Origin of the sequence: Trichococcus palustris, from assembly GCF_900114465.1 — a bacterium.
Lineage (GTDB): Bacteria > Bacillota > Bacilli > Lactobacillales > Aerococcaceae > Trichococcus > Trichococcus palustris.
The window spans coordinates 1-12,591 of the sequence record NZ_FOTD01000023.1 but is presented as its reverse complement, the minus strand read 5'-3'; the positions used below and the strand labels follow the sequence as shown (position 1 = coordinate 12,591).

The 12,591-nt window shown below is 43.2% G+C and carries 14 protein-coding genes and 1 rRNA gene; 14 read left to right on the top strand and 1 reads right to left on the bottom strand.

Going from position 1 to position 12,591, the window contains the following annotated elements:
* Positions 1 to 13 precede the first annotated feature (13 nt).
* From BM101_RS12045 to ftsE, 13 genes are all read left to right on the top strand, one after another.
* Complete coding sequence (locus tag BM101_RS12045) at positions 14 to 430, top strand: flagellar hook capping FlgD N-terminal domain-containing protein (protein ID WP_087034256.1); 417 nt, start codon at positions 14 to 16, stop codon at positions 428 to 430.
* A 260-nt stretch (positions 431 to 690) separates the two neighbouring features.
* Positions 691 to 1,575 (top strand): flagellar hook-basal body complex protein, encoded by an 885-nt coding sequence (locus BM101_RS12040; RefSeq protein WP_087034255.1) that lies wholly within the window; start codon positions 691 to 693, stop codon positions 1,573 to 1,575.
* A gap of 155 nt (positions 1,576 to 1,730) precedes the next feature.
* The gene (locus BM101_RS12035) at positions 1,731 to 2,201 is read left to right on the top strand and encodes a flagellar basal body-associated FliL family protein (protein ID WP_087034254.1); all 471 of its coding nucleotides are present in this window, start codon (positions 1,731 to 1,733) and stop codon (positions 2,199 to 2,201) included.
* 28 nt (positions 2,202 to 2,229) lie between these two features.
* Positions 2,230 to 2,607, top strand: a complete 378-nt coding sequence (locus BM101_RS12030) for a flagellar biosynthetic protein FliO (protein ID WP_087034253.1) — start codon at positions 2,230 to 2,232, stop codon at positions 2,605 to 2,607.
* Complete coding sequence (gene fliP / locus BM101_RS12025) at positions 2,600 to 3,334, top strand: flagellar type III secretion system pore protein FliP (protein WP_087034252.1); 735 nt, start codon at positions 2,600 to 2,602, stop codon at positions 3,332 to 3,334. Before BM101_RS12030 ends, fliP begins: the two co-directional genes overlap by 8 nt.
* A gap of 9 nt (positions 3,335 to 3,343) precedes the next feature.
* Complete coding sequence (gene fliQ, locus BM101_RS12020) at positions 3,344 to 3,607, top strand: flagellar biosynthesis protein FliQ (protein WP_087034251.1); 264 nt, start codon at positions 3,344 to 3,346, stop codon at positions 3,605 to 3,607.
* A gap of 8 nt (positions 3,608 to 3,615) precedes the next feature.
* Positions 3,616 to 4,380: a flagellar biosynthetic protein FliR gene (fliR, locus tag BM101_RS12015; protein ID WP_322787175.1), complete on the top strand. Its 765-nt coding sequence runs from the start codon at positions 3,616 to 3,618 to the stop codon at positions 4,378 to 4,380.
* 10 nt (positions 4,381 to 4,390) lie between these two features.
* Positions 4,391 to 5,458 (top strand): flagellar biosynthesis protein FlhB, encoded by a 1,068-nt coding sequence (gene flhB, locus BM101_RS12010; protein ID WP_087034249.1) that lies wholly within the window; start codon positions 4,391 to 4,393, stop codon positions 5,456 to 5,458.
* A gap of 35 nt (positions 5,459 to 5,493) precedes the next feature.
* Positions 5,494 to 7,584: a flagellar biosynthesis protein FlhA gene (flhA, locus tag BM101_RS12005; protein ID WP_087034248.1), complete on the top strand. Its 2,091-nt coding sequence runs from the start codon at positions 5,494 to 5,496 to the stop codon at positions 7,582 to 7,584.
* A 90-nt stretch (positions 7,585 to 7,674) separates the two neighbouring features.
* Complete coding sequence (locus tag BM101_RS12000; protein ID WP_087034247.1) at positions 7,675 to 8,388, top strand: sigma-70 family RNA polymerase sigma factor; 714 nt, start codon at positions 7,675 to 7,677, stop codon at positions 8,386 to 8,388.
* A complete protein-coding gene (locus tag BM101_RS11995; protein ID WP_087034246.1) occupies positions 8,385 to 9,143 on the top strand; it encodes a flagellar hook-basal body protein in 759 nt (252 codons plus the stop codon). The genes BM101_RS12000 and BM101_RS11995 overlap by 4 nt, the downstream gene beginning before the upstream one ends.
* A gap of 20 nt (positions 9,144 to 9,163) precedes the next feature.
* Positions 9,164 to 9,949: a flagellar hook-basal body protein gene (locus tag BM101_RS11990; protein WP_087034245.1), complete on the top strand. Its 786-nt coding sequence runs from the start codon at positions 9,164 to 9,166 to the stop codon at positions 9,947 to 9,949.
* 62 nt (positions 9,950 to 10,011) lie between these two features.
* Positions 10,012 to 10,740: a cell division ATP-binding protein FtsE gene (ftsE, locus tag BM101_RS11985; protein ID WP_087034244.1), complete on the top strand. Its 729-nt coding sequence runs from the start codon at positions 10,012 to 10,014 to the stop codon at positions 10,738 to 10,740.
* A gap of 157 nt (positions 10,741 to 10,897) precedes the next feature.
* Here the strand turns inward: ftsE and BM101_RS11980 are convergent, their stop codons facing one another.
* Positions 10,898 to 11,740, bottom strand: coding sequence for a C39 family peptidase (locus BM101_RS11980; protein WP_087034243.1), 843 nt, complete (start codon positions 11,738 to 11,740; stop codon positions 10,898 to 10,900).
* 731 nt (positions 11,741 to 12,471) lie between these two features.
* Between BM101_RS11980 and BM101_RS11975 the strand changes: the two genes are divergently transcribed.
* A 16S ribosomal RNA gene (locus tag BM101_RS11975) occupies positions 12,472 to 12,591 on the top strand; the annotation flags it as partial.

Below are 12,591 nucleotides of genomic sequence, written 5' to 3'. Positions count from 1 at the left end.
GAGGTTGTGACGTATGGAAATTTCGTCAAATTTTACAATCGGATCGGTAGATCAAATCGTAAGCAAGAAAGGCACCAGCAACTCGGATATGTCGATGGATGATTTTTTGAAGATCCTTTCGGCATCCTTGAAAAATCCCTCCATGTCTTCGGAAGAAGGCGGGAACGGTTCAACGGACTACATGTCGCAAATGATCCAATTCAGCACCATGGACCAGCTGCAAAGCTTAACGGAGTCATTGAACACAACCATGATGATGACCCAACAACAACAGGCATTGGCCATGATCGGCAAAGAAGTAACGGTGACCGATGACAATAAAATAGTTTCGGGAGTGGTGGAAAAAGTGAGTTTTTCAAACGGCTATGCAACGATTTTTATGGATGGGAAAGAGTATTATTTAAGCAACATTCAAGCAGTCGGGGAATAAGAAAATAGGTTTGGAAATAGATGGCATTTCTAACTACCGGACGCAAGTGCCTTCAGAAAAAGCTAACACGCTCATGGACCGGACCTTGCACTGTAATCAAAGAGACAGTGAAGCAACTGAGCCAGAATCAATGGGATGCCGTCACGAACAGAGACAGCACCAAATTTAAAAAAGAATAACTACCGGCCGGACCGAAGGAAAGCCGTTCATCCATTGAATGATTGATATGGAGCAGAAGAAAGCTAATTGGAGGAAGTCAAATGTTAAAGTCATTATATTCAGGCGTTTCAGGAATGAAGAATCTACAAACAAAAATGGATGTCATTTCCAACAATATTGCTAACGTGAATACAACGGGTTTTAAAACAGGGCGCGTACGCTTTGAGGATATGATCAACCAATCCTTGGCAAATGGACAAGAAAATGAAAATGTAAAACAGGCCGGTCTGGGCGTGAAATTGGGCTCCATCGATACAATCATGACGAGCGGATCCCTGCAATCGACAGGCAGAGAATTGGACTTTGGGATTGAAAATGGCGATAGTTCATTTTTTACCGTTAGTGAAGATGGCGATGATACCAATAAATCGTATACAAGAGATGGCGGTTTTTATTTAAACTCAGACAATGCTCTAGTCACTAGCTCAGGGTATTATGTTTTGGGAACAAAACCGACGGGAAATACAGAATACACCGCTGACTTTGATCCTGATACATTGAAATATGATCCGGAAACAGGCTTGCAAAAATTGGAAATCAGCCGAGCCATTACCGTCGATGGCAAGGACTATGACCTAGAGAGTTATACGGTCGACAACGGTGGATTGATTGTTGGAACTTATGGAGACGGGAAATCTTATGTATTGGGGCAAGTCGCCCTAAGCAAATTCTCGAATGCTGCTGGGTTAGCAAAGAGCGGCGGTAATCTGTATGCAAAATCAGTCAACTCAGGAGAGCCAGAAATCGGTACCCCATCGGATGATGGATTTGGCAATATCCGTTCAGGCTTCCTGGAAATGTCCAACGTCGATTTAGCCAATGAATTTACGGAAATGATTGTAGCAAGCAGAGCTTATCAGGCCAATTCAAGAAGTATTACGACATCCGATGAGATGCTTCAAGAATTGTTGTCGTTGAAACGATAGGATTGGCCGATTTTTAGGGCGAGGATGAAATAAAAAAGCTTTTTGGAGCTCGGCTGCGCGCTAAGCCTGGAATGGTTGAAGTGTCCGGCACATTTGTCCCATCCTCTTTCCGTATATGAAGTCGTAAAGGTATGTCAGTATCAGGAGGGGAATAGATGAGTGAGGAAAAACAAACAAAGAAGTTAAATTTTCCTAAAGTGTTGCTGATGGCGGTCGGTCTGGTTGTTTTAATGGTTGGCGGAGGCGTTGCGGGTTCGTTATTCACAAGCGGCAATGCCGCTGAAATCGTTTCGAGCATCGGCAAAAAGAAAGAACAAAATATCACGGTACCTCAAGATGAATTCTTGATCAATTTAAAGTCTGGCGCAGACGGGAAAAAAAGCTATTTGAAAATTGAATTGTCCTTATTGACATTTAGCCAGGACAACCAAGGGGTGCTTACGAAAAATTCTGCACAGGTGAGGGATGCTATCATTGGCGTCCTGCGCAATAAGACGTCGGATAACATCTTTGAGGAGGCAGAAGGCACCTTAGTGATCAAAAATGAAATTATTGCACAAGTCAACCAAAAGTTGGGAGCAGAAGTAGTGAGCGATGTTTACGTGACAAATATCGTGATGCAGTAAGCGGATTAGAAGGGATGTACACAAGGAAGTGGAAAATGAATTGATTTATGGCGTAAAAAGCATAGTGGTGCTGATTATGATTATTGCAGCTGCCAATTACCTGCTGAAGTTTCTGAACGGTTTCATGACGAAAAAGGGTAAATTCATCAATGTGATCGAGCGGATGCCGTTAAATAGGACATCTTCGTTGTGCATCGTCGAAGTGTCAGGTAAATATTATTTGATGAGCTGTACGGATACAAGGAATGAGATATTGAAAGAATTGGCACAGGAGGACGTTCAAACAGAGAGGAAAACAGGTATGCAATCACTGGTGAGGGACTCTGGTCTTGGGAGCGAGATGGACAGGGAAGAATGCCGTCCCCCTGTCCGGTTTCGCAAAGAAAAGAGGAACCGGAGTGTATAAAAAAATTATTGCATCTCTATGCAGTTTTGGTTTCTTGCTTTGCTTTCCGACGACGGTTTATGCGGTCGGAATAGGGGATGTTGTGCAAAAAAATTATGGCAGCACATCTGATGTCGTTCAACTATATGTCCTCTTGGGGCTGATAAGCCTGGTTCCCGCATTCTTGATTTTAACGACCAGTTTCACCCGAATCATCATTGTATTTTCATTTTTACGCAGTTCATTAGGGACACAGCAAAATCCGCCCAACTCGGTGCTTATCGGGCTGGCTTGTTTTTTGACCTTTTTTATTATGCAGCCTATCTATTCCCAAGTATACAATCAAGCGATTGAACCTCTAATGAACGATTCCATCAGCATGGAGGAGGCTTTCTCTATTGCGGAAGATCCCATTAAGGGATTTATGCTTAAGCAGACAAGGGATAAGGATCTTCAGCTGTTTTTGGATTTGCAGGAAGCGACGGCGCCTGCTGCAAAGGAAGATGTCAGTTTGATTACCCTTGTTCCAGCGTTTGTCATCAGTGAATTGAGGACAGCATTTACAATCGGTTTCCTGATTTTTGTTCCGTTCTTGGTCATCGATATGGTCGTGGCAAGTATTCTGATGTCGATGGGTATGTTTATGCTATCGCCGGCGATGATATCCTTGCCGTTTAAGTTATTGCTGTTTATCCTCGTGGATGGGTGGTATCTGATAGTCGAATCGTTGGTCAGAGGATTTCAATAGAGGTGTAAAATGGAAATTGTACAGGTATTGGATGTTCTAAGAGAAGCATTCATGACAATCTTAACAGTGGCTGGCCCGGTATTGGCAGTCGCTTTAATCGTAGGTTTGATCATCAGCATTATTCAAGCAGCCACACAGCTACAAGAACAAACGTTAAGTTTTGTCCCAAAAATATTAGCGGTAATTGTGACATTGATTGTCTGTGGGAACTTCATGCTGAATGCCATGATCACGTATACAGAAAAAATATTTGAATTAATCGCAACACTTTAGGTGGAAAAATGATGTCTCTAACTTTGCCAAAAATCTTTTTAATTTTTATCAGGATCAGTTCCTTTATCATTATCAGCCCAGGATTTTCTTTCAAGGGTATGCCAAATCTTGCTAAAATTGCACTTTCATTGGGGCTGAGTATACCGGTTTATATCATCACACCCGCCATGAATGTAGAATTTCCCATTTTTTATTTTATCCTGTTGGGGATAAAGGAACTCGTTGTCGGAATGGCAATTGGTTATATCAGTCAATTATTTTTTTCAGCCGTCGAAATGGCTGGGAGCTTTGCTGATTTCCAGGTGGGTTTTTCAATGGCATCCGTTTTTGATCCGGCTATTGGCGTGCAGGCTTCCTATTTTGGGAGAGTGTATTATTGGCTTTCGATGTGCATTTTCTTCTTCACGGATATGCACCATCAAGTCCTGAAAGCGTTGGTCCAGTCATTTGTTTATTTTCCGATTGAGCGTTTGTCGGTAGGGACGTTTGGCGTAGAAGGCATCCTCAAGTTGTTTTCGATGGTGTTCGAGATTGCCCTTAATCTGGCAGCTCCGATTATGATTGCGGCGCTCCTGACGGAAATCGTTTTAGGCGTCCTTTCACGGACAGTGCCCCAAATTAACGTCTTGATTTTGAGCATGCCCCTAAAAATTTTGGTCAGTTTGGGACTGATGTTGGTGCTGTTGCCGAAATTAGCCAATAATCTAGAGGGAATATTGCCGCTTATCGTGAAATATATGAATGAATTTGTGCAAGCATTAGCTGCAGGGTGAGGTGAGGGAAATGTCGGAAAAGGACGGGAAAACAGAGAAACCCACACCCAAGAAGTTAAGGGATGCGCGGAAAAAAGGTGAGTTAGCCAAGAGCCAGGAATTCAACTCGGCTATTTCCTTTGCGGCCTTTGTTCTCTTGGCTGTGGCATTGTCGACATTTATTTTGCAGTATGGGTGTGCATTTTTGAGTAAAGCGCTCGCGACACCTTTCGATGTGACCGGATTGGAAAATAATCTCAACACGATAGGGCTGCAAGCTATTATTTACGTCTTTAGGCTGGCAGGGCCTTTCCTCGGCATCGCCTTTGTCGTTGCATTCATTTCAAATATTATCCAGACAGGCTTCTTTATTTCGGCAGAGCCGCTCAAGTTCAAGTTCAGTCGATTGGATCCAATCAGCGGGATGAAAAATATCTTCAGCAAGAAGGCTTTGTTTAATTTGGTCAAAAATTTGGTTAAGCTGTGCCTGATTGGCTATGTCGCATATCGTTCGTTTGAAAAATCCGCTTATTATGTCATCAACGCCGGCAGCGTGGGGACGGAGAAACTCTTCTTTATCGTCGTGGAATTGGTGCAAGAAATCAGCACCAATCTTGCCATGATGTTGTTTGTGCTGGGCATCGCCGATTATATCTTCCAGAAGTATGATTACAAAAAGAACTTAAGCATGACCAAACAAGAAATCAAAGAGGAATTCAAGCAGATGGAAGGGGATCAGCAAGTAAAATCCCAAAGAAAGCAAAAGTATCGCCAAATGACCAGACAAATGCTGAAGGATGTGGAAACAGCCACGGTTGTCATCACCAACCCTACGCATTTAGCGATAGCGATCGCCTATGATAAAAAGAAGCATCAAGTGCCCATTGTAGTGGCGAAAGGCGCGGATTACATGGCCGAAATAATCAAGGAACGGGCCAAAGCGTTCGATGTGCCAACGATGGAAAATAAACCAGTAGCCAGGGCCATGTATCAAACGGTCGAAGCCGGACAGCCGATTCCAATGGAACTGTATGAAGCCATTGCCGAAATGATTGCCATTATTTACCAAATGAACGAAATAAAGAAAAATAAAATTTAGCTTTTCCCGGATTTTTAAAATAAAGGAGATATACAATGGCTGCACAAGCAACAAAGAACAAGAGAAACAACGCGGCCTTCATGGATATTGGTGTATCGGTGTTTGTCGTATTCATTTTGGCGATGATCATTATTCCCTTGCCGGCATTTTTACTGGATTTGATGCTGATCATTAATATTGCATTATCCATTACGATTTTACTGTTGACGCTCTTTACAAAAAATGTACTGGAATTCTCCAGTTTTCCGACTTTGTTGCTCATCACGACGATGTATCGCCTGGGCTTGAACATTTCATCTACCCGCTTAATTTTAACGGTTGGTGAAGCAGGGCGTGTCATCGACACCTTCGCCAACCTAGTAGCCGGTAACAATATGATTGTCGGGGCAGTCATCTTCATCATCATTTTCGTTATTCAAATGATTGTAGTAACCAGCGGATCCAGCCGGGTATCGGAAGTTTCGGCGCGCTTTACCTTGGATGCCATGCCCGGCAAGCAAATGTCGATCGACTCCGATTTGAATTCCGGTTTGATCAACGAAGAACAGGCCAAAAAGCGCAGGAATGACTTGGAAAGGGAGACACAGTTCTTCGGAGCAATGGATGGCGCCAGCAAATTCGTCAAAGGGGATGCGACAGCAAGCATCGTCATTACCCTCGTAAACCTGATCGGCGGAACCCTTATCCATAGTATCGGGGAGGGGATGCCCGTTTTGGAGGCTTTAAACCAATTTGGTAAATTGACCATCGGGGACGGCTTAGTCAGCCAGATTCCCGCCTTATTGATTTCAATCGGTTCAGGTGTTTTGGTTACGCGTTCCGGAAATGCCAAAAGCTTCGGGAGCACCCTCGTACCGGAATTGTTCGGATCCCCCAAAATTTTGTACATGGTAGCCGGAATCTTGTGCGTTTTTGCGGTTATCCCAGGATTCCCTATCCTTCCTTTTCTATTGTTGGCAGCCGTTCTGGGAGGATCCGGCTACTTGCTGCAGCAAAATGAGGAAAGTGAAAAAGTCGCCCGGATCTCTGCGGAGCAAGAGGCGCTGGCTCAGGAACGCACCCAACGGAATAAAACGCGAGAAGACACCCTCACTACATTTCAAGTGGATGCCATTGCGATTGAAATTGGTTACGGGTTAATCGCCATTGCCGATGATTCAAAAGAGCATAATTTGATGAACCAAGTACAAGTGATCCGCAAACAGTGTGCGCAGGAAATGGGCATTCTGTTGAGTCCGATTCGCATCCGCGATAATCTGCAGCTGCAAATGAATCAATATGTCATCAAGATTAAAGGGAATGTGCATGCGCAGGGCGAGATTTATTTGGATAAACATATGATCGTTGCGCCCGGAGAGACTGACTTTGTCTTTGACGGAATCCCTACAAAAGAACCAACCTTCGGCCTGGATGCAATGTGGATTCATGAGAGCGACCGAGAAATGGCGGATCTGCGCGGGTATACGGTTGTGGATCCATTGACGGTGCTCGTCACCCATTTGAAGGAGAGCATTTACAAACATAGCTATGAGCTTCTTGGCAGACAAGAAGTGAAACAACTGTTGGAAGGCCTGAAAGAAACGCATAACGTGGTTATCGATGAACTGATTCCAGACATACTGCGCTTAGGGGAAGTGCAAAAAGTCCTGCAAAACCTATTGAAGGAACAAATCCCAATCACGGATCTGGTGACCATCCTGGAGACCTTGGCCGATTATGGGACAACAGTGAAAGATGCGGAGTTGTTGACGGAGTATGTACGCCAAGCACTGAAACGGACAATTGTAAAAGCGCATTTGGATGACGAGCAAGTCTTGCATGTTGTTACGGTCCATCCAAATACGGAGGAATTGCTGACCAGAAACATTCAAAAATCTTCGGCTGGCTCCATCCCGATTTTGCAAGGGGATATTGTGACCCGGCTTTTCGACAATATCAAAAAAATACACAGCCCGTTGGATGCGCAAGGCATCCCTCATGTCCTCTTGGTCTCGCCAAAAAACAGACCGGCCTTAAAAAATCTATTAACCTATAATTTTCCGGAAATTGCGGTGCTGTCACTGAATGAAGTGCCGAATGAAATCAGCATCGAATCAGCTGGCATGGTTGACAGTATTGAGGGGTAAGAATAAAAAAGGGAGCTCTTAAAAATAGCGGCACTATTCAGCTTCCCAAGGTTCACGATAATAAAAATTATACTGATGTGGGGGTGGGTTATGCAAAATGCAGATGACAGAGAACAAGCTATATTAAAGTATTTGCCGTTGGTTGAAAAAGTTGTTGGGCATATCAACATCAAAAGTCCTGAATACGAACGCAGTGATTTGGTCAGCATTGGTGTGATCGGATTGATGGATGCCCTAGGGAAATATGATGAAACCAAACTAGCCTCTTTTGAGAGCTATGCCTATGTTCGTATAAAAGGCTCCATTATCGATGAAGTCAGAAAAAATGCTCCTGTATCACGCACTGGCATGACCAAGTTGAAGAACTATCATCTTGCCGTTGAAAAATTGGAGGCAGGATTAAAAAGGACACCTACAGAAGATGAGATATGCTCAGAACTTCAGATAACGCCTAGACAGCTCGGCCAGATCTACGATACGGCATCCTACCTGTCGACACAGTCATTGGAAAAAGTCATTTTTAGCGAAGATGGGACAGGCGTAGAATTAATCGATATTTTGGAAGATACTAAAATGCTGACTGCAGAAGAGGCGTTATTGGAGAAAGAGCAGCTGCAATTTTTGACACAAGCCATTGCTCAGCTGAATGAGAGAGAACAAACGATTTTGCAGTTATATTATGTAGAAAAGCTGCCTTTAAAAGAAATCGCCTATATTTTTGATATCTCTGTACCGCGTGTTTCACAGATTCACGGCAAGACGATATTAAAATTAAAAGAATGCATCGGGAGGAATAACTTTTGATTAGGAGTATCGACACACTGAGCCATCATTTTAATGTATTACAAAAGAAGCAGGAAAATATGAGCGCCAATATTGCCAATGTCAATACAAGCGGCTATAAAAGCCAACGATTTGTTCAAAGCACCACGGAATCATTCGATTTCAGCAATTATTTGGACGGTCCGGAAGCCAATCAAAAAAATGCTGTCGGCAGTTTGAATTTCGGAGATCAGATTGATGAAGCCTACAGCAATTTGACCCAAGGTTCCTTACGGGAAACAAGTTCAGGAACGGATATGGCCTTGATGGGCGATGCCTTTTTCACCGTTCAGGCACCGGATGGTCAACAATATGTGACACGCAATGGGAATTTTACTGTAAATGAAACGGGTGAACTGGTAACCCAGGATGGGTATCTTGTTTTAGGTGTAAACAATAGCGGGCAGACAACTACCATTCCGGCGGGGACTTCGCAATTCACTGTTGACCAGGCGGGAAATGTGAGTGGGACAGGCGTTCGCTTCTTGTTGTCGGATGTTACTGATCCGAAAAGTCTTCAATTGAAGGGGGACACACTCTATGCCGTTCAAAGCGGGAGAACTGTCGATGATGGCAGTTCTGTTTATCAGGGCTATCTGGAAGGTTCCAATGCCGATACTGCGGATGAAATGGTGAACATGATGCAAATCGCACGGGAGTTTGAAGCGAATCAAAAAGTCCTGCAGACTGCGGATGAAACATTAAGCAAAGCCGTAAACGAAATCGGCAAAGTATAGAAAGGTTAGGGGTAACCGATATGAGCCTGTCAATGAACATTTCCAAAAGTGGCATAAAAGCTTTTCAACGGTCAATGGATGCTTTATCGAACGATATTGCAAACACTAATACAACGGGGTACAAGTCAAAAAATGTCAGTTTCAGTGATCTTTTAACCAATACAAAGGCAGCGAACGATAAGCTTTTGCTTGCGGATGGGCTTAAAGAAGTCAGTGTAAGCACAGGCACGAAAAGTGCTGTAACGAGCACGAACGTTACCCAAGGCAGTCTAGTGGAAGATCAAGAAGACTTCCACTTGGCGATAACGGGAGACGGCTTTTTTAGGGTGACGTCTGCCGAAGGGGAACAGTACTACACACGCGATGGTGCATTCCATGTCAATGCAGATAAAACAATCACCAACGACAGCGGCGATGTCTTGGAAATTAACCAAAACAGCTTAGCTATGCAAAATTGGTCCGAAGGGGATATCACCATCACGGAGGAAGGGAATGTGCTGGTGAAAAACGGCGAAGGATCAATTTTGGCAGGCACTATTCCGATTTTTTATCCGGCTGACACCGGTGCGCTTATCCCGCAAGGAGAGAATAAATATAGCATAGCTGGTGGTGTTGCAATCTATTCCTCAGCAGAGGGCACCTATCCACTGGGAGCGATCCAGCAACATTTTCTGGAGTCATCCAATGTCAATCTGGTCAGCTCGTTTACGGATATGATAGTGGCGCAACGTGCCTATTCAATGAATATGAAGGCGGCGCAGAGCACGGATGAGATGATGGGTATGATCAATGGCTTTAAACGATAGGAAGCAGAAAGAGTTTTACAAAAAAATAAAGGAATAGCATTCAGGGGAGCAGAGGGAAGGAAATGGGCATAGTCGAGCTGGATAACGTGACAAAAGAATATGCAAGAGGGATAAAAAGTTTACAAGCTGTCTCTGTGGCGATCGAGCCGGGCGAATTTGTTTATTTAGTGGGTGCGAGTGGTTCCGGCAAATCAAGCCTGATCAAACTCCTTTATCGGGATATCATTCCGACAAAAGGGAGTGTTACTGTATGTGGATACAAGGTCGGAAAAATGAAGGATAGGGATATCCATAAACTGAGACGTGAAATCGGTATTATCTTTCAAGATTATAAATTGCTGCCCGGAAAAACCGTATTTGAGAATGTAGCCTATGCATTGGAGGTCACGGGGGAATTTAAAGAGGAGGAAATCGCCAGGATGGTCAATCAGGCTTTGGCCACCGTGGAGCTATCCGATAAGGGTGCTCAATTTCCCGAGGAATTATCCGGAGGGCAAAAGCAGCGTGTCGCAATTGCCCGTGCCATAGTGCATTCTCCCCAGTTGATCCTTGCGGATGAGCCGACGGGGAACTTGGACCCACGTACATCGATGGAGATATTCCGCCTGTTTTATCGCATCAACCGCAAAGGGACGACTGTCATTATGGCAACACACGACCAAAGCATCATCGAACGCTTCCGTTTTCGCATTCTTGAAATGAAGAACGGCCATCTGGTCAGTGATCAGGAAAAGAAAGAGAGCGGATCTTTGCAATATGATTTCAAACAACAAGAATATTATGTCGTATAAGCTTGTTCTCTCGCCAGCTCTTTGGCAAAGAAGTTGACGTACAAAAAATCAGCAAAAAAAACCAAAAAATAGAATGAATACCTCAGCAGTGAGGTGTTCGTTCTATTTTTTTTGAATCAATTATTTTTTTGTTGGCAGTCAAGCAGCGAAGCGTTTCTTAGTATGTCAAAGCTCTACCGTTTTGGTTGCTCAACAAGAGAGAGAATTCTGCTTTACTCATTTTTTCATTTTTGGTTCCAGTCCAAGGATCATTGAAATACATATTTTCCTCATCATATCCTGTTACGGTTACGGCATGCAAACCTGTACCATCGTTACCAAAACCATGCAAGGGGGACAACCATGCAACGACGGGTTTGCCATTCCTGATTTGACTTTCAATGTCTTGATAGGTAGCTGTGGTCAAATTGTTATATGAGTGCAGATATTTATTTAAGACATTCTCAAAAGCCGCTGGATATGCCCAACCCGTAGTTAAAAATGGATTTCCGATATACCCGGCATCTGGATTATGCTGTTCAAAAGGAATTTCGTTGGCTAGCGTTACGGGTGATACGTCAAAACCAGCATAGCTCATCATCATTGCAACGGCCACCACTTCGCAGCCGGAGGGCAAAAGCGGCATTTGGCTAAGGTCTGGGACATCCAAAATAATTGACTTATGGTTCTTTAATCCATAAATAGATACCCACCCAAGTGTTTTTTGTCCTGTATTGAATTCAACCATTCCATTTTTTTCTGCAGTAACATAGATAATATGATATCGATACGTGTCTAAACTAGCCAAGTATTGGCCGTCGGAAGCAGCATCATAGACACCATAATTGACTGCATCATCAGCAACTAAGTCAGTGTAAAGAATTGTTTGTTCATCAAAATCTGTCGTAACTGCCAAATGGTCAGTTACTGTCTTTATTTTAGCAGCTAATGTCGGTGCAAGTAATGAAGATAATAGCAATCCAATTACCGTTGCACCAATAAGAAAGGTACGTTCTTTCATCTTGTTTTCTCCCTTACCTATGTCTGGTACTATAAAATAACTGTATTTCAGTCGCTTAAGATGAGCCGGATTCGGATAAGGTATGCCTGAATATCTATCAATGTCCGATATAGATTCGTTTGACTGAAGACAAACCGTTAATAATTAGTATATTGTAAATCAATCATATTTGGAATATGTGATGCTTAAATACAAGCATTTTTCTTAGTATTTTTATTCAGCGTTATAGAGAAAAAGCTCGGGAGGATCCTATACCATATAAAAAAACTGGTATTTTTTTCGGGAGATTGTTCAGGCAGACTGTGAAAACGGCACTAATCATAAAAATATCATTGACATTGTTTTGAAGCGATGGTACTATATTTAAGTTGTCTCCGAGAGCATCAGAAAAAACAATTTAAAAAAGTTGTTGACATGCAATCGTGAGAATGATAGTATATAAAAGTTGCCGCTTCGGTTTGCTGATAGCGAAAAGCTTCCTGAAAAACAATTTCAGAAAGTGCTTGACGGAAAGTTGAAGCCGTGGTAATATTACGAGGTTGTCACGTAACGCGTGATGAGTCGATTGACCTTTGAAAACTGAACAAAGAATGAACGAACCAAATGTGCAGGGAGCTTTGATTTTATCAAAGCAAACGAAGGCGATACGCAGTATCGCAAACATAAAGTCAGTAACGTAACAAATGAGCTTTTAAATTTTACATGTAGGATTTCTGTACAAGAGTCCACATTTACATGAGAGTTTGATCCTGGCTCAGGACGAACGCTGGCGGCGTGCCTAATACATGCAAGTCGAACGGTTCTTTCTTTTGGAAGCTTGCTTCCGATCGAGAGAATAGTGGCGAACGGGT